This window comes from Corallococcus sp. EGB (assembly GCF_019968905.1).
Taxonomy (GTDB): domain Bacteria; phylum Myxococcota; class Myxococcia; order Myxococcales; family Myxococcaceae; genus Corallococcus.
This window is the reverse complement of record NZ_CP079946.1, coordinates 7,377,500-7,394,824: the sequence shown is the minus strand read 5'-3', so window position 1 is coordinate 7,394,824 and position 17,325 is coordinate 7,377,500. Positions and strand designations below refer to the sequence as shown.

The following is a 17,325-nucleotide window of genomic DNA, read 5'->3' as shown; positions in this document are numbered from 1 at the left end:
GGTAGCATCCTTGCCGGTTTCCCCCGAGAGCCGGACGCCCCCTTTGAACTTCACCTGCGACAATTGCCAGAAGCGGTACTCCATTGCGGACGAGAAGGTCCGCGGCAAGACGGTCAAGGTCCGCTGCAAGAACTGCCAGAACGTCATTACCGTGGAAGGGCCCGCCGAGGAGGAGAGCACCCGCGTGGTGTCGCTCGCCGACGTGGAGCGGATCCGAGCCCAGGAGCGTTCGCTGGCGGGAGGTGGCGCCGCCGCGCCCGCCGCCCCGGCTCCGGTGTCCGCCGTGGCAGCGCCTGCGCCCCTCGCCAAACCTCCCGCGTCGGCCCCCCAGACGCCCTGGGACGATGAGCCCACGCGCACCGCGCCTCCCCGCCAGACGGCCGGGGCGCCGTGGTTCGTGATGGTGCGCAACAAGCAGGAGGGCCCGCTCGACGAGTCGGCCGTGGCCGAGTGGATGGCCGCGGGCACCATCAGCGCGCGCAGCTTCTTCTGGCGCCAGGGCATGCCGGACTGGAAGCGCGGCTCCGACATCCCGGAGCTGGCCGCGCTGCTCACGCCGGCCGCGCCGCCAGAGCCCCCGCCTCCGCCGCCTCCTCCGGAGCCCGTCGCCCCGCCTCCCGCGCGCGCGGCCGCGCCCGCCCGCCGCGAGCCGGAGCCCCAGCAGCCCTTCTACGCGGAGAACGAACCCGCCCCGTCCCAGGACGACTTCGAGCGCGACGGCGACGAGGACGAAGGCACGCTCTTCGGCAACCGGGAGGCGCCCGCGCCCGTGCCCACGCCGGCCCCGCGCCGCGCGGTGTCAGCGCCCCGGGAGGACGCCCCCGCGGCGAGCGGCGCGCCCCTCAACGAGCTGTTCTCCGACCTGGACCTGCCCGGCAACCGGGGCGAGGCCTCGGACGAGGAGGACCTGGGCCAGGACGAGACGCGCGAGGACCCCCGCAACGACGAGGACGAGGAGGACGCCGCTCCGCCGGTGGACTCGAAGGCCGCGCGCAAGCGCCCGGTGGTTCCGGCGAAGCGTGGCAGCCCGCTGAAGGTCGTGGCGCTGGTGGTGCTGCTGCTCATCGTCCTGCCGGTGGTGGCGCTGTTCGGCCTGTCGGCGGCGGGCATGCTGCCTCCCGCGCTCGCGGACATGGTCAACAAGGTGACCGGCAAGGCGCCTCCGCCGGCCCCGCGTCAGGCCGCTCCCGCGCCGGGAGCCGCCGAGCCCGTCGCGCCTTCGCACGGTGGCGAGACCGCGGCGCCTGCTCAGGGGGCCGCGCCGGGTGGCGAGGCCGCGGCTCCTTCAGCGGAAGGCTCCAAGCCGTAGCCAGTCGTTGAAGTGGGCCTGCTTCCGCTCCAGGCGGTGAGCAGGCCCACGTCGCGCGTCCTGCTCCAGCCGGGTGCTCCGGCGCGTCGCGCAGGACGCTTCGTTTCAAGGGGACACGCCGCGCTGCTCAGAGGTCGAAGTCGCCCGCGGGCGGCTTCTTGCCGTGCATCGCACGTTCCCTCGCTGCGCGGACGTCGGCGCGCAGGGCCTCGGTGGCCTCTGCGTCCACCGTCCCCGCCTCCAGGTCCACGACGTCCCCTTCACGCACGCCCGGGGGGAGGGCGTCCAGCGCGCGGGTCACCTGCTGGCCGTCCACCACCAGCACGGCGACGTCGTCCTCGATGCGGTCCACCGTGGCCCGGGACCGGGGCTTCGTCTTCTTCGTCACGGGTCACAGTCTCCAGCGGGCTTGCGGCCCGAACCCAGCGCCGCTTCGCGTGTGCTCCAGGACAGCATGTTCTCGGGATTGATGAGCTTCACGGCCCGGCAGCTGGCCTTGTGGAAGATCTGCTTGTGCTTGCTCGCGCGGTAGCCGCCCATGGCGTTGCTGGTGGACGCGCGCGCCGTCTTCTCCGGCACCTCCGCCCGCGTGTTCTTGCGCGCGGTGGGCAGCTCATCCACGTCCGTCACGTTGCTGACGCGGGCCTTGCTGTCGCGCGCGGCTTCGGTGACGCGGGTGGGCTCTGTCGCGACGGCCGGGAGCGGTTCGGTGGGCGCCGGCTTCACCGCGGCGACGGGCTTCGCCGTCCGCTGGAGCGGCGGGCGGGGATCCAACCCCGGGAAGCGGTGCCGCGTGCCAGCGGGCTCGCCCGGCGGCGGACGCTGGATCGAGAGCTCGAACTGCTTGCCGTCGCTCACCGCGTGCACCTCGCCGTTCACGTCCGTGCGGAACACGCGCGCGTCCACGCCGCGCAGCCTCGTGAGGAGCTCCTTCACCCGAGGGCTCTTCCCCAGGTTGTCATCGCCGCTGAGCAGCGCGACCTGCGGACGCACCTCCTCCAGGTACGCCTGCGAGTTCGCCCCCTCCCCGTAGGGCGAGGCGACCTTCAGGAGCGTGGCGGGGGACAAGAGCCCGCGCTCCAACAGCCTGGCCTCCGTCTCGCCGCGCGCGCCGCCCGCGAAGATGACCGACGTGTCGTCGTACGTCAGGCGCAGCACGATGGAGTTCGCCGCGTTGCGCCCCTCCGCGTCCGGGGCCCCCTTCAGGAGCGGCTCCGCGGGCGCGCGGGGCCAGAGCACCGTGAGGTTCACGCGGTCCTCCAGCGTCAGCCGGACCAGCTCCTTGGGCGCGGACGTGGACGGCGCGGGCGAAAGGATCTGCACCCCGCGCGAGCCCACCGCCGTCAGCAGCGCGTCGTAGGCCTTGGACGTGTCGGGCAGCTGCGGCTCCATCAACCGCCGCGCGCCCACGCGCTTGAGCACGGCCTCCAGCGCGCCGTGGTGCTTCGGATCCGGCTGGGTGAGGACCACCAGGTCCAGCTCGCGGCGCAAGAGCTCCGGCAGCCGGTTCACCAGGTGCGACTCGGCGGTCGCGGGCCCTGAGTCCACCAGCACCGTGTTGCCCTTCGGCGTGACGATGAGCGCGGCATCCCCCGCGCCCACGTCGAAGAAGTACACGTGGAGCTTCCCGTCCGGCGCGCCGCCGAAGTAGCGCGACTTCTCCGGAGGCTTCTGCGCGGGTGGGGCGGACGGCTGCTGCTGACAGGCGAGGGAGGCGAGCAGCAGCCCCACTCCCAGCGCGATGCGGGCCTTCATGGATGACAATCCTCGGCGGGGCGGCGCTCACGCAGGGCGTCGGCGCGACTCGTATAGACGGTGCGCTCGTTCTTCGAGCGCTTCAAGGTCGGGCAGCTCTCGCGGTGGAACACCTTGCTGCCCTTGAGCGACACGTAGCGCTCGCCCGTGGCCGGGGACGTGTTCGCGGGCGCGGCGGGCTCCACCTGCGTCCGGGACCGGGACGCGCCCGGCTCCGGTTCCTTCTCCACGGAGCGGCCGGCGCGGCCGTGCGGCGTGGGTTCGATGGGGCCCAGCGCCACCGGGTTGCCCGTCGGCTGCGTACCGGGCAGGCTCACGGCCCCGGAGCCCCTGGCCGAGCGCAGCGTCACGCTGGTGCCGTCGCTCACCGCCATCACCTCGCCGTCCTGGTCGGTGCGGAAGGTGCGGGCGCGCACGTCGCCCAGGCGGCCCAGGACCTCCGGGCTCGGGTGGCCGTAGTCATTGCCCACGCCGCAGGAGATGACCGCCGCCTGCGGCTTCACGCGCGCCAGGAAGGCCGCGGTGGACGAGTGCTTGCCGCCGTGATGCGCCACCTTCAGCACCGTGGCGGTGAGGTCCAGGGGCTTCCGCAGCAGCACCTCCTCCGTCGGCGGCTCCGAGTCCCCCGTGAAGAGGAACGCCGTCTTCCCGTAGGTGAGCTTCGTGACGATGGAGTTCGCGTTCGCGTCCGAGCGCGTGTCCGCGAGGAACGACTCCTGGGGCACGCGCGGCCAGAGCACGGTGAGCGCCACGCCCTCCCCCAGGCCCACGGAGACCAGCGACTGGGGGGAGCCGGGGTTGGGCTCCGGAGTCATCACCTGGCCCACCTCGCGGCCCACGAAGTCCAGCAGGTCGCGGTACGCCTCGCTCGGGTGGTCGAAGCCGGGGTCCATGAAGCGCTTCGCGCCCACCGCCTTCAGGGCCGCGCGCAGCCCGCCCAGGTGGTCCAGGTGCGGGTGGGTGAGGATGACCAGGTCCAGCGGGCCCTTCACCAGCTCCCGCAGCCGCGCCGCCAGCCGCGGGCCGGCCTCTGGAGGCCCGCCGTCGATGAGCACCGTCTTGCCCGTGGGCGACACGATGAGCGCCGCGTCTCCCTGGCCCACGTCGAGGAAGTAGACCGTGAGCCGGCCTGACGCGGGGGCGGGGAGGGCCGAGGGCGCCGGCGCCGCGGCGTGGCCCGGCACCGCCGCGAGGAAGAGGACCAGGAGTGCGAGCAGCCGCGCGAAGACCTTCACGGGTTGGAACTCTACAGCCCCGCTCCCATTCTCGGCAGCCCGTGCGTTGACCGGGGGCCTCCTCCTCCCGCGAGCGCTTCCCCGAGCGCCGGGAGTGGGCTAAGGGGCGCGGCATGCCGTCCGACGCCGAAGCCTTCTTCACCGTCCTTGAAGAGCTGGTCGACCAGGCCCGCCACCGTCTGCACGCCTGGAAGGTCCAGCAGGAGGCGGTGCCGCCCGCGCCCGCCGCCATCCTGAACCCGGAACCCCCGCGCCCGCCCGGCGTGAAGGTCGCCACCGCCCGCGTGGACCCGGCCACCCTTGGCAAGGCCTCGGACCTGGCGCCGTACATCGACCACACGCTGCTCAAGCCGGAGGCGCGCACCGAGGACATCGTGCGCGTGGCCGAGGAGGCCCGTCAGTACGGCTTCGCCACCGTGTGCGTGAACAGCTGCCACGTGGCCACCGCCGCGCGCGTGCTGGCCGGGGCGACGGCCGTGCCCATCGCCGTGGTGGGCTTCCCGCTGGGCGCCGCGCTGTCGTCCGCGAAGGCCTTCGAGGCGCGTGAGGCCATCCGCGCGGGGGCCCGGGAGATCGACATGGTGATCAACCTGGGCGCGCTCAAGGCGCACGACTACCAGCGCGTGCACGAGGACATCACCGCGGTGGTGGAGGCCAGCCGCCCGGTGCCCGTGAAGGTCATCCTGGAGACGGGCCACCTCACGGACGAGGAGAAGGTCATCGCGTGCGCGCTGTCCAAGGCCGCGGGCGCCGCGTTCGTGAAGACGTCCACGGGCTTCGGGCCCGGCGGCGCCACGGTGAAGGACATCGAGCTGATGCGCGCGGTGGTGGGCGACGACGTGGGCGTGAAGGCCTCCGGCGGCGTGCGCTCCGCCGAGGACGCCGTGAAGCTCATCCGCGCGGGCGCCAACCGCCTGGGCGCCTCCGCGTCCGTGGCCATCGTCACCGGGCAGATCTCCACCGCGCAGTACTGACCTTGCGGAGCTGAGCACCGTGACCCCGAAGCAGCGAGAGGACTTCCTCCAGCAGTTGCTCGCGCTCCACGCGGAACTGACCGGCAAGACGCCCATGCGCATCGAGCCCAACCGCACCGACGAGACGCGCGTGGGCGGCGACGAGGACGAGCAGCCCCTCAACGAGATGATGCAGACCATCGCGTCCAGCCGGAACCGCAACACCGACGGCACGCTGGCGCGCGTGGTGAAGGCCCTGGGCAAGCTGCGCGAGGACCCGGACTCCTTCGGCGAGTGCGAGGAGTGCGGCGACGAGATTCCCCTGGGCCGCCTCAAGGCGATGCCCTACGCGGAGTTCTGCGTCGCGTGCCAGAACAACAAGGACGGCCCCAAGGGGCCGGTGCGCCGCAAGCACCTCACTGACTACAAGAGCTGAACCCCTTTCTTCCAAACACGAGGCGAACCGCGATGGACACCACCGGACTGAGGGAGCGGGCGGAGGCCTGGCGCAAGGCGGATCCGGATCCGGAGACGCAGGCGGAGCTGGCCCACGTGCTCGCGAAGCAGGACTGGGCGGACCTGGCGGACCGCTTCGCGCAGGACCTGGAGTTCGGCACCGCCGGCCTGCGCGGCGTGCTGGGCGCCGGCCCCAACCGCATGAACCGCGCCGTCGTGCGCCGCACCACCGCGGGCCTCGCGCGCTACCTCAAGGCCACCGTGCCGGACGTCACCACGCGCGGCGTGGTGGTGGGCCGCGACGCGCGCCGCTTGAGCAAGGAGCTGGCGGAGGACACCGCCGCCGTGTTCGTGGCGGAGGGCATCCCCGCGCACGTCTTCCCGGAGCCGGTGCCCACGCCCGTCACCGCCTTCGCCGTGCTGCACCTCAACGCCGCCGCCGCGGTGATGGTGACCGCCAGCCACAACCCGCCCGAGTACAACGGCTACAAGGTCTACTGGGGCAACGGAGCGCAGATCGTCCCGCCGCAGGACGCGGGCATCGCGGACGCCATCGCGAAGGTGGAGCCCGCCAACGCCGTGCCGCTGCTCACTCCGGCGGAGGGCCGCGCGAAGGGGCTGTGGCGCGACCTGCCGGAGGACGTGGGCAACGCGTACCTGCGCGCCATCCTGGACCTGCGCCTGTACCGCAAGGGCAGCGACACGCTGTCCATCGTCTACACCGCGATGCACGGCGTGGGCGGCGCGTGGGCGGCGCTCGCGCTCGAGGAGGCCGGCTTCCCTCGCGTGACGCCCGTGGCCGAGCAGCAGCAGCCTGACGGCCGCTTCCCCACCGTGCGCTTCCCCAACCCGGAGGAGCCCGGCGCCATGGACCTGTCGCTCGCGACCGCGGAGCGCGTGAAGGCGGACCTGGTGCTCGCCAATGATCCGGACGCGGACCGGCTGGCGGTGATGGCGCGCGATGCGTCCGGGAAGCTGCGCCTGCTCACCGGCAACGAGGTGGGCGTGCTGCTGGGCCACTACGTCCTCACGCAGGGGACGAAGCGCGCGCGCCCGCACGTCGTCACCACCATCGTGTCCTCCACCCAGCTGGGTGAAATCGCGCGCGGGCTGGACGCCGCGTACGACGAGGTGCTCACCGGCTTCAAGTGGATCGCCAACCGCGCGCTGGAGCGCACGGCGAAGGAGGGCACGCAGTTCGTCTTCGGCTACGAGGAGGCGCTCGGCTACACCGTGGGCACCGCCACGCGCGACAAGGACGGCGTGGGCGCGGCCCTGGTGGTCGCGGACATGGCCGCGTGGTGCGAGGCGCGCGGCACCACCGTGCTGGGCTACCTGGAGGAGATCCAGCGCCGCTTCGGGCTGCACGTGGGCGCCCAGCGCAACGTGACGCTGCCCGGCGCGGCTGGCGCGCAGACCATCCGCGCCATCATGCAGGCCTTCCGCGCGTCGCCGCCCGCGAACATCGGCGGCTTCCCGGTGACGGCCGTGCGCGACTACCAGAAGGGCGAGGGCGGCCTGCCCCCGTCCAACGTCGTCGCCTTCGCGCTGGAGGGCGGCGGCCGCGTCACCCTGCGCCCCTCCGGCACCGAGCCGAAGATCAAGTACTACTTCGAGCACAAGGAGACGCCCGCCCCCGGCGAGCCGCTCCCCCAGGCCCGTCAGCGCGCGGAGGCGAAGCTCGCGGCCCTCATCGACGCTTTTCTCGCGCTCGCCCGTGATCGCGGACAGCCGGCCTGAGTCCAGGTCCTGAGTCCTGAACCACCCTTCACCCCCCCACCCGGATCGCGGCGCCTTTGCGTCGCGGTCCTTCGCAGAAAGGAACCTCGTGAAGCGCTTCATTCCTGGTTTCCTCCTGGCCTTGCTCCTGGCCGTCCCCGGCACCTCGATGGCGCGCGGCCAGGGCTGGTCCCTGCTGGCGGCGGACACCGTCGGCTCGGGCCGGAACCTGTTCAGCGCGCAGATTGGCTTCCCCGGCCTGACGCTGGGGCTCCTCCACGGTGGCTCGGACCGAGTGGATGTCGGCGGCAAGTTCAGCTTCAACTGGGGCCGTGAGGGCCTGGTGGACGCGTCCGACGCGGGCCTCAAGCTCCAGGGCTATCTGCGGGTGATGATTGCCCAGACGGACAGCGTGGCCTTCGCCATCACCTTCCAGCCGGGCCCGTTCGTCTACTTCCCCCGGAGGAACACGATGTTCGGCATGGCGCTGCCGGTGGCGTTCGTGGCGGGCATCCCCGTGGGCAGCGCGCTGATGATCAACGCCGGCCTCGACGTGCCGTTCAACGTCTACATCGGCGAGGGCATCGGGCCGGTCATCCCCATCCTCTTCGGAGGCGGCCTCGAGTACTTCGTGAAGAACAACCTCAACGTGAACTTCAACCTGCGGATGGGGCCCTCCATCGTCCCGCGCTTCGACGACAGCTACTTCACGATGGAAGCGCTGGCGGGCGTGGCCTACCGCTTCTAGTCCCGCGTCACGCGCGGGCGGGGAGGTGTCTCCCCGCCCGTGCCCTGGCAGGAACGCCTACCAGGACGACGTCTGCTCGGGCAGCTCCACCGTGAAGGTGCTGCCCAGGTTGACGCGGCTCTTCACGGTGAGCTTGCCGCCCATGCTCTCCACCAGGGTGCGCGCCACCGTGAGGCCCAGCCCCACGCTCTTCTCCGGGGCCTTGGTCGTGTAGTACGGCGAGAAGATGGCCTGCAGCTCGTCCTCGAAGATGCCGATGCCGGTGTCCTTCACGAACAGCTGCGGGCCGAACTCGCCGAACATGTCCGGCATCTCCACGCCCACCTGCACCACGCGCGGCCGGTCCTTCACGTCCTCCACCGCGTCCACCGCGTTGCAGACCAGCTCCGTCACCACCTGCTCCAGCTGACGGCGGTTGAAGACGACGGCGATGGGGTCCTCGGGCAGCACCACGCGCACGTCCGCGCGGCCCAGGCGCCCGGCGGTGCGCAGCCGCGACACCACCTCCGGCACCACCTCCCGCAGGTCGAAGCGCTGGATGTCCTTGGGGCTGGTGGGGCCCAGGGACAAGAGGTGCTGGCCGTGCAGGCGCATCTGCTCGCCGGCCACGCCCAGCTTGAGCAGCTCCTCGCTGTCCGGCGGAAGGCCCTGGCTGGCGCGGGCGCGCACGTGCTCCAGCGCCCGCTGCAGGCCCACGCCCAGCTGGTCCATCTGCGTGGCCAGGTCCGCGGCGAGCGTGCCCACGCGGGCCAGGCGCTCCATGCGCACCCAGCGCGTGCGTGGGTCCTGAAGCACTTCCTGCACGCCGCCCTGCTCGCGGTGCGCCTTGAGCTCCAGCAGCGTGTGGACGCGCACCTTCAGCTCCAGCGGGTCCAGCGGTTCGGTGGTCAGCAAGTCGTCCACACCTGCCTCCATCACCTCGCGGCGCGTCTGGCGGTCCGCGGAAGGTGTGAGCATGAGGATGGGGAACTGCGGCGGGGAGAGCTCCTCGCGAAGGCGCCGGTACGCGGCCAGGCCCACCGTGCGGGCCCGCTCCACGTCCAGCAGCACCAGGTCCGCGGAGTGGCGCGACACGGCCTCCAGCGCGGCGCTCGTCCCGCGCGCGGGCAGCACGTCGTAGCCCGCCGGCGTCAGGATGGAGCGCACCCGCTCCACGCCGCCCGACTCCATGTCGACCGCGATGACCCGCGGGCGCTGGGGTGACGTCGAGACTGTTGTCGTCGTCTGCATGTCAGGCCACCCCAGACTGGAAACCGGACCCGGCAACGCCCTGGAGCGTTGTCCCAAGCCCGGGGGACTGCGCCCCGGAACCGGACGGGCCTGGCTGCCGCGCCTCCCCGCCGTCCAGTGCGCAATCCGACATGGTCACACTCACATGCCAACGGCATGCCGAACGTCCACCCAACGGCAGATCAGCCCACACTGGAATAACCCGGAAATCAGATCCAGTAAGGTCAGGGGGTTGGCGGCCCACCCGGATTTGACCTGACGCATCAGGGAAGGTGGGCGCTTCAGATTTGGCAGGTCCAACCTGACCAAAAGTGACTTTAGACCCGGGTCGTCATGACCCCGCCCTCTCTGGAGGGGATTACCGGGATTCCTGTTCGTAGGGGGTGCCGAGGGCGGCCGGAGCGTGGCCGCGCTGTCCCTGGAGCGCGAGGACGAGCAGGGTCAACAGGTAGGGCAGGGCGAGGAGGAAGCCCTGGGGAATCATGTCGAGGAGCCAGGGGGCGCTCGACGCGAGCCCAATCCGCAGCGCGTTGCCGAAGGCGAAGAAGAGCGCGGCGGCGAAGGCGCCCAGCGGGGTCCAGCGGCCGAAGACCATGGCGGCCAGGGCCATGAAGCCCAGGCCCGCGGGGGTGTGCTGTTCGAAGCGGTCCAGGACGGCGGTGGACAGCACCGCGCCGCCCAGGCCCGCCATCAGCCCGCCGCCCAGCACCGCGCCCCAGCGCAGGGCGGGCACGGACAGGCCCAGCGTGGCCACCGCGTGCGGCTTGTCGCCCACGGCGCGCAGGCGCAGGCCCAGCGGCGTGCGCGACAGGAGCAGGTGGAAGAGGACGGGCAGGGCGAACGCCAGGTACGTGGGCGCGGCGTGGCCGGACAGCGCGCCCAGCAGCGGCACGTGGGACAGGCCCGGGAGGTTCCAGCGCGGCAGCTGGGTGATGGCGGGCGTGCCGTTGGGGCCGTAGAGGGACTCCAGGAGGAAGGTGCCGCCGGCCATGGCCACCAGGTTGAGGGCCATGCCGGAGACGACCTGATCCGACCGCCAGCGGATGCTCAAGAAGCCGTGCACCGCGGCGATGCCCGCGCCCGCGGCCATGCCCACGAGCACCGCGAGCGGCGTGGGCATCACGAGCGCCGCCACGGCCGCGCAGAAGGCGCCGGTGCGCATCATGCCCTCCACGCCCACGCTCACCACGCCGGCGCGCTCGGAGAGCATGGCGCCCAGCGCGGCGAACACCAGGGCGGGGGCCGCGTCCAGGGTGGAGAAGAGGAGCGAGTGGAGCACCTCAAGCACGGGGCACCTCGACTCCGGCCTGGGCCGGCCCCTGCGCCTGCGCGCGCTTCTGGCGCCGCTCCAGCAGGGCGAGCCACACCATGCGCCCGGCGACGAAGAGCAGCGCGAAGCCCTGGATGAGCTCCGGGAAGCTCTTGTGCACGCCGAGCAGCTGCATGCGCGTGCCGCCCGCGCGCAGGATGCCGAAGACGACCGCGGCCAGCGCCGCGCCCAGCGGGTGGTTGTTGCCGATGAGCGCGATGGCGATGCCGTCGAAGCCGTAGGGCGCGCCCAGCGAGCCCGGGTAGCGGCCCTCCGTGCCCAGCACCAGCACCGCGCCCGCCAGGCCCGCCAGCGCTCCCGCGAGCGCCATGGCCCCGCCCGCGCGCCCCAGCGTGGGGATGCCCGCGGCCCGGGCCGCCTCCGGGGTGAGGCCCACGGCGCGCGTCTCGTAGCCGGAGCGCGTGCGGGTCAGCCACGCCCAGACGCCCAGCGCCGCCACGAGCGCCAGCGGGAAGCCCAGGTTGAGGCGCGAGCTGTCACCCAGGAGCCGGGGCAGCTGCGCGGTGGGCAGGATTTCGGCGGTGCCGGTGATGGATGACGCACCTTCGGCCACGGCGCGCAGCGGACCGATGACGAGCCAGTTGTCCACCAGGCTCACCGCCACCCAGTTGAGCATGATGGTGGAGATGACCTCGTGCACGCCGCGCTTGAGCTTCAGGATGCCCGCGATGCTCGACCACGCCGCGCCCGCCAGCGCCGCCGCCGCGAGGGCCAGCGGCACGTGGAGCGCGCCCGGCAGCGACACGTGCGCGCCCACGAGCGCCGCGGCCAGCGCGCCCCAGATCATCTGACCCTGCGCGCCGATGTTGAACAGGCCCACCTTGAAGGCCACCGCCACGGACAGGCCGGTGAGGGTGAGCAGCGCGGCCTTCATCGCGGCCTCGCCCAGGGGGCGCAGCACGGCGGTGGAGCTGCCTCCGTCGAGGAAGGCGGGCCAGTTGCCCACGCCGCCCCAGAGCATCTGGAGATAGGCGCGCGTGGCCGTGTCCAGGTCGCGCGTGAAGGCGATGGCCAGCCAGCACACCGCGAGCGCCAGCAGCACGGAGAGCACCGACGGCAGCATCTGCCGCGCCCGCTCACCCATGGCCCGCCTCCGCGCCCAGCATGCAGCGGCCCAGCTCGCGCTCGTCCAGGTCCTTGCGCGCGAAGTGTCCCGTCACGCGGCCTTCGTAGAGGACGTAGACGCGGTCGGACAGGGCCAGCACCTCCTCCAGGTCCAGCGACACCATCACCACTCCCGCGCCCCGGGCCTTCGCCTCCCGGAGCCGCTCATGCACCTGCGCCACCGCGCCGATGTCCAGCCCGCGCGTGGGCTGCACGACGACGAGCAGCTTCGGATCCGCGTCCAGCTCGCGCGCCACCACGACCTTCTGCTGGTTGCCGCCGGAGAGCGCCTGGAGCGCCACCGCCGGGTCGTTCGGGCGCACGTCGTAGCGGGTCAGCAGCTGGTTCGTGCGCTCGCGGCGGCCCTTGAAGTCCAGCCACGGTCCACGCGCGAACGGGGGTAGGCGGTGCCGGCCCAGCGCGACGTTCTCCTCCACCGTCATCGCCTTCACCACCGCGCGGGCCAGGCGGTCCTCGGGGACGTGGCCCACGCCGCGCGCCTTCGCCAGCGCCGGGGTGAGCCCCGCCAGCGGACCGCCGAGCACCAGGCCTTCGCCCCCGTCCAGCCTGCGCAGGCCCGTGAGCACCTCCGCCAGCTCGCGCTGTCCGTTGCCGTCGACTCCGGCGATGCCGACGATCTCGCCCGCGCGCACGGTGAGGCTCACGCCCTGGAGCGCTGGACGGCCGTTGTCGCCCGTGGCCCGCAGGTCCTTCGCTTCGAGCACGACCGGGCCCGCCTCCGTGGCGGCCGTGTCGGATCGAACATCCAGGCCGCTGGGCACGGAAGGCCGCGCAGCCATCGCGCCGGTGGTGCCGGTGCTCGCGACGACAACCTCCGGCGCCACGGGCACGCCGGTCATCGCGGCGCCGCGCGAGCCTTCGCCCACCATCAACGCGGCGAGCGCGGAGACGGTGGTCTCGCGGGCACGCACCTCCGCCACGGTGCGGCCGCGGCGCATCACCGCCACGCGGTCCGCCACGCCCAGCACCTCCTTGAGCTTGTGGCTGATCAGCACCACCGTGCGGCCCTGCGCCACCAGCCCGCGCATCACCTGCGACAGCTCGTCGGACTCCTGGGGGGTGAGCACGGCGGTGGGCTCATCCAGGATGAGCACCTGCGCGCCCCGGTGCAGCGCCTTGACGATCTCGACCTTCTGCTGCGACCCCACCGTGAGCGTGTCCACGCGGGCGCGCGGATCCAACTGGAAGCCGAAGCGCTTCGCCGTGGCCGCCACCTCTTCACAGGCGCGCTCCAGGTCCAGGAGGCCGCGCTTCGTGGGCTCGCGGCCCAGCACCACGTTCTCCGCCACGGTCAGCGTGGGCACCAACATGAAGTGCTGGTGCACCATGCCGATGCCGCGTGCGATGGCGTCGCGCGGGCTCTTGAAGCGCGCCGGCTTGCCATCCATCAGGAACGTGCCCGCGTCCGGGTGGTAGAGCCCGTAGAGCACGTTCATCAGGCTGGACTTGCCCGCGCCGTTCTCGCCCACCACGGCGAGCAGTTCCCCCGGGACGATGTCCAGCGACGCGTCCTCCAGGGACACGCACGACCCGAAGCGCTTCGCGATGTGCTGGAGGGAGATCAGGGCCGCGCGACCTGGAAGGAGGACAGCTCCGCCTGCGTGCCCGGCACGACAATCTTCCCGGCGAGGATCTGCTGCCGCAGCGCCTCCACCTTCTGGAGCGCCTCCGCCTTGCCCGGGAACTCCACGCGCACGTCCGCCATGCCCACGCCGTTCTCCTTGAGTCCCAGCACCTGCTCACCCGGCGTGAGCTTGCCCTCCACCAGGTCCTTCGCCGCCTGATACACGGCCAGGTCGCTGTGCTTCACCATGGACGTGAGGATGGCGTCCGGCGCCAGGTGCGACTGATCCGAGTCCACCCCGATGGCGTACACCGTCTTGCCCGCCGCGCGCGCCTCCTTCACCGCCTGGATGACGCCCAGGCCGTCCGTGCCCGCCGCGTGGAAGATGACGTCCGCGCCCTTGGCGATGAGGTCCTGCGCCACCTCCTTGCCCGCGGACACGCTGTTGAAGCTGCCCGTGTAGACGCCCATCAGCGCGTCCGCCGCCTTCGCGTTCGTGGTGCGCACGCCCGCGCGGTAGCCCACGTCGAAGCGCTTGATGAGGGGCACCTCGATGCCGCCCACGAAGCCCACCTTGTTCGTCTTCGTCACCAGCCCCGCCAGCGCGCCCACCAGGAAGCTGCCCTCCTGCTCCTTGAAGAGCACCGTGCGCACGTTGGGCAGCGACTTCGGCTTGCCCTGCGCGTCCAGCAGCTGGCTGTCGATGAGCAGGAACCTGGCCTCCGGGTTTTCGGTCGCCACGTCGCGCACCGCGTTGGCCAGCAGGTACCCGTTGCCGATGGTCAGCTTCGCGCCCTGCTCCACCAGCAGCTGGAGGTTGGGGGCGTAGTCCTCCTGCGCCTTGCTCTGGAGCACCAGCGGCTGCACCGGCAGCGTCTTCACTTCGGGTGCGATTGACGCCAGGTCGGAGGAGATGGACTGACGCACTTCGCCAGCGGGGGCGTCCACGTACCTGCCGCCCTCGTACTGCTTGCCGGCGGCCCACAGCTCCAGGCCGCGCAGGGCCGCGTCGTTGAACGAGTGGTCACCCCGGCCACCCACGTCGATGACGAGCCCCACGACCAGGGGCTTTCCCTCGGGGGGCTTCGTGGCGGTGGAAGCCTGGGAGGGGGCCTTGGGGGCGTCCTCGGACTTCTTGGAGCAGGCGCACAGGAGCGCGGCCAGGGCAAGCACGTGGAGTCGGCGGAGCATCATGGGACCCCCTCTCTACCAGATGCGGCCGGGGCTTTCCCTTTCCCGCGAGGGGAGTGCATGGAGAGGGGACTTCCTGCTATGGCCTTGCCCCGTGCAACCCTACGAGCTCATCAAGGCCAAGCGCGACGGCGGAAAGCTGGCCCCGTCCGACATCCAGGCGTTCATCCAGGCGTACACCGCCGGCACCGTGGCCGACTACCAGATGGCCGCCATGTGCATGGCCATCTTCTTCAAGGGGCTGGACTCCCAGGAGCTGGGGGCGTGGGCCCGGGCCATGCTCCATTCCGGTGAGGTCCTGGACCTCTCCGACACGCCGGCCATCAAGGTGGACAAGCACTCCACCGGCGGCGTGGGCGACAAGGTGTCCCTGAGCCTCGCGCCCCTGGCGGCGGCCTGCGGCGTGCCCGTGCCCATGATTTCCGGCCGCGGCCTGGGCCACACCGGCGGCACCCTGGACAAGCTGGAGTCCATCCCCGGCTTCAACGTGAACCTGTCCACCGCGGACTACCGCCGGCTGGTGCGCGAGGTGGGGTGCTGCCTCATCGGCCAGACGGCCCAGGTGGCCCCGGCCGACAAGAAGCTCTACGCGCTGCGCGACGTGACGGCGACGGTGGACTGCATCCCGCTCATCGCGTCGTCCATCATGAGCAAGAAGCTGGCGGAGGGCATCGACGCGCTGGTGCTCGACGTGAAGGTGGGCAGCGGCGCCTTCATGAAGACGGCGGACGACGCGCGCGTGCTGGCCCGCACCATGATTGGCCTGGGCGCGGAGATGAACCGCAAGGTCGTGGCCCTGCTCACGGACATGGATCAGCCCCTGGGCCGCCAGGTGGGCAACGCCCTGGAGGTCCGCGAGGCCGTGGACATGCTCCGCGGTGAAGCGCCCGACGACTACACCGAGATCACCTACGCCCTGACGGCGGAGATGCTGGTGCTGGGCAAGAAGGCCGCCACCGTGGACGAGGCGCGCGGGATGCTGCGCCGCTCCGTGGAGGACGGCAGCGCCATCAAGAAGCTCAAGGAGATCGTCCAGTCGCAGGGGGGCGACCCGCGCTCCATCGACGACTACTCGCTCCTGCCCACCGCGAAGGCCACGACGGACCTGGTGGCGCCGCGCGACGGCTTCGTCACCGGCATCCACACGGAGGGCGTGGGGCTGGCGGCGGTGGCGCTGGGCGCGGGCCGGCAGCGGGTGGACAGCAAGATCGACCCGGCCGTCGGCTTCACGCTGCTCAAGAAGGTGGGCGACGCGGTGAAGCAGGGTGAGCCCATCGTGCAGGTGCACTACAACGACGCCGGGCCGGTGGAGGACGTGAAGGCGCGGCTGCTCGCGGCCTACCGGTTTGGCGACCGGGCGCCCGCGGCCCGCCCGCTGGTGCTGGAGCGGCTGGAGTAGTGACGCAATCGCCATGGCCCCCTCGTTCCGCGAGCTGCTGTCGGAGGTGAAGAAGGAGATCCGCGAGGTCTCCCACGAGCACGTCCGTCAGCTGCTCGGCTCGGGCGCGAAGGTGAAGCTCATCGACGTGCGCGAGGCCGACGAGTACGCCGGCGGCCGGCTCCCCGGCGCGGTGCACATCCCGCGCGGCTTCCTGGAGCTGCGCATCGAGGAGAAGGCGGACCGCGACGAGGAGCTGGTCCTCTACTGCGCGGGTGGCACCCGGTCCGCGCTCGCGGCCCGCACGCTGCGGGACATGGGCTACACGCGGGTGGCGTCGCTCGCGGGCGGCTACAACCGCTGGAGCGACGCGGCCCTCCCGGTGGAGAAGCCCGTCGTCCTCTCCGCCGGGCAGAAGGAGCGCTACCGCCGCCACCTCATCCTCCCGGAGGTGGGGGAGGAGGGGCAGGCGAAGCTCCTCGAGTCGAAGGTGCTGCTGCTGGGCGCGGGCGGGCTGGGCTCTCCGGCGGCGCTGTACCTGGCCGCCGCGGGCGTGGGCACGCTGGGCGTGGTGGACGCGGACGTGGTGGACCTGAGCAACCTCCAGCGCCAGGTGCTGCACACGCTGGAGCGCCGGGGCCAGCCCAAGGTCCAGAGCGCGAAGGCCGCCATCGAAGCGCTCAACCCGGACGTGAAGGTGGTGCCCTTCCAGGAGCGGCTCACCACCGCCAACGTGGAGCGCATCCTCGCGGACTTCGACCTGGTGCTGGACGGCGGGGACAACTTCCCCACGCGCTACCTGCTCAACGACGCGTGCGTGCTCCTGGGCAAGCCCAACGTCCACGGCTCCGTGTTCCGCTTCGAGGGCCAGGTGACCACCTTCCTGCCCGGGCAGGGCCCCTGCTACCGGTGCCTCTACCCCGTGCCGCCCCCGCCGGAGCTGGCGCCCTCCTGCGCGGAGGCCGGCGTGCTGGGCGTGCTGCCCGGGCTCATCGGGATGCTCCAGGCGACGGAGGCCCTGAAGCTCCTGCTCGGGGTAGGGGAGACGCTGGTGGGGCGGCTGCTGACCTTCGATGCGCTGGGCGCGCGCTTCCACGAGCTCAAGCTGCGCCGCGACCCCGAGTGCCCGGTGTGCGCGCCCGGAGCGAAGGTGGAGCTCATCGATTACGAGCAGTTCTGCTCGACGGGGGCCTGAGGGGGCCCGGGCCTGGGCGGATGCATTTTCAAGAGCAACGGGGCGGACGGGCCCGCGTATGATGCCGCCAGCCCGGACCCGGGGCGGTGGTGGAGCGCGACCCGGGTCGCATACGAGCGCGGCAGCGGCAGGGAGAC

15 protein-coding genes are annotated in these 17,325 nt (G+C 72.2%); 7 read left to right on the top strand and 8 right to left on the bottom strand.

Annotated elements, in window-relative coordinates; translation table 11 throughout:
• Positions 1-43 precede the first annotated feature (43 nt).
• Positions 44-1,309, top strand: coding sequence for a GYF domain-containing protein (locus KYK13_RS30080; RefSeq protein ID WP_223636641.1), 1,266 nt, complete (start codon positions 44-46; stop codon positions 1,307-1,309).
• 127 nt (positions 1,310-1,436) lie between these two features.
• Here the strand turns inward: KYK13_RS30080 and KYK13_RS30075 are convergent, their stop codons facing one another.
• Genes KYK13_RS30075 through KYK13_RS30065 form a run of 3 tightly spaced genes read right to left on the bottom strand, consistent with a single transcriptional unit; the run spans position 1,437 to position 4,299 of the window.
• Positions 1,437-1,697, bottom strand: coding sequence for a DUF3006 domain-containing protein (locus KYK13_RS30075; RefSeq protein ID WP_223636638.1), 261 nt, complete (start codon positions 1,695-1,697; stop codon positions 1,437-1,439).
• On the bottom strand, positions 1,694-3,064 hold the full coding sequence (locus KYK13_RS30070; protein WP_223636636.1) for a ComEC/Rec2 family competence protein: 1,371 nt from the start codon (positions 3,062-3,064) through the stop codon (positions 1,694-1,696). The genes KYK13_RS30075 and KYK13_RS30070 overlap by 4 nt, the downstream gene beginning before the upstream one ends.
• Entirely contained in the window at positions 3,061-4,299 is a 1,239-nt protein-coding gene (locus tag KYK13_RS30065; protein ID WP_223636634.1) for a ComEC/Rec2 family competence protein, read from the bottom strand. Before KYK13_RS30065 ends, KYK13_RS30070 begins: the two co-directional genes overlap by 4 nt.
• Positions 4,300-4,412: 113 nt before the next feature.
• On the opposite strand from KYK13_RS30065, the gene deoC reads away from it, so the two are divergent.
• The 4 genes from deoC to KYK13_RS30045 all read left to right on the top strand — a co-directional run bounded on the left by deoC (position 4,413) and on the right by KYK13_RS30045 (position 8,175).
• Positions 4,413-5,273, top strand: a complete 861-nt coding sequence (gene deoC, locus KYK13_RS30060) for a deoxyribose-phosphate aldolase (protein WP_223636632.1) — start codon at positions 4,413-4,415, stop codon at positions 5,271-5,273.
• A 19-nt stretch (positions 5,274-5,292) separates the two neighbouring features.
• On the top strand, positions 5,293-5,688 hold the full coding sequence (locus KYK13_RS30055; RefSeq protein ID WP_223636630.1) for a TraR/DksA family transcriptional regulator: 396 nt from the start codon (positions 5,293-5,295) through the stop codon (positions 5,686-5,688).
• A gap of 32 nt (positions 5,689-5,720) precedes the next feature.
• On the top strand, positions 5,721-7,448 hold the full coding sequence (locus KYK13_RS30050) for a phospho-sugar mutase (protein ID WP_223636628.1): 1,728 nt from the start codon (positions 5,721-5,723) through the stop codon (positions 7,446-7,448).
• An 88-nt stretch (positions 7,449-7,536) separates the two neighbouring features.
• The gene (locus KYK13_RS30045; RefSeq protein WP_223636626.1) at positions 7,537-8,175 is read left to right on the top strand and encodes a hypothetical protein; all 639 of its coding nucleotides are present in this window, start codon (positions 7,537-7,539) and stop codon (positions 8,173-8,175) included.
• 57 nt (positions 8,176-8,232) lie between these two features.
• Here the strand turns inward: KYK13_RS30045 and KYK13_RS30040 are convergent, their stop codons facing one another.
• From KYK13_RS30040 to KYK13_RS30020, 5 genes are all read right to left on the bottom strand, one after another.
• Entirely contained in the window at positions 8,233-9,405 is a 1,173-nt protein-coding gene (locus tag KYK13_RS30040) for a sensor histidine kinase (protein WP_223636624.1), read from the bottom strand.
• A gap of 358 nt (positions 9,406-9,763) precedes the next feature.
• Positions 9,764-10,693, bottom strand: a complete 930-nt coding sequence (locus KYK13_RS30035; RefSeq protein ID WP_223636621.1) for an ABC transporter permease — start codon at positions 10,691-10,693, stop codon at positions 9,764-9,766.
• Complete coding sequence (locus KYK13_RS30030; RefSeq protein WP_223636619.1) at positions 10,686-11,819, bottom strand: ABC transporter permease; 1,134 nt, start codon at positions 11,817-11,819, stop codon at positions 10,686-10,688. Before KYK13_RS30030 ends, KYK13_RS30035 begins: the two co-directional genes overlap by 8 nt.
• Positions 11,812-13,383 (bottom strand): ABC transporter ATP-binding protein, encoded by a 1,572-nt coding sequence (locus KYK13_RS30025; protein ID WP_223636616.1) that lies wholly within the window; start codon positions 13,381-13,383, stop codon positions 11,812-11,814. Before KYK13_RS30025 ends, KYK13_RS30030 begins: the two co-directional genes overlap by 8 nt.
• Before the next feature lie 38 nt (positions 13,384-13,421).
• The gene (locus tag KYK13_RS30020; protein WP_223646838.1) at positions 13,422-14,615 is read right to left on the bottom strand and encodes a BMP family protein; all 1,194 of its coding nucleotides are present in this window, start codon (positions 14,613-14,615) and stop codon (positions 13,422-13,424) included.
• Positions 14,616-14,709: 94 nt separating this feature from the next.
• Here KYK13_RS30020 and KYK13_RS30015 point away from each other — a divergent pair, with 94 nt between their 5' ends.
• Together KYK13_RS30015 and moeB are read left to right on the top strand one after the other, a co-directional pair.
• Positions 14,710-16,014, top strand: a complete 1,305-nt coding sequence (locus KYK13_RS30015; protein ID WP_223636614.1) for a thymidine phosphorylase — start codon at positions 14,710-14,712, stop codon at positions 16,012-16,014.
• Positions 16,015-16,027: 13 nt separating this feature from the next.
• A complete protein-coding gene (gene moeB, locus KYK13_RS30010) occupies positions 16,028-17,188 on the top strand; it encodes a molybdopterin-synthase adenylyltransferase MoeB (RefSeq protein WP_223636612.1) in 1,161 nt (386 codons plus the stop codon).
• Positions 17,189-17,325 lie beyond the last annotated feature (137 nt).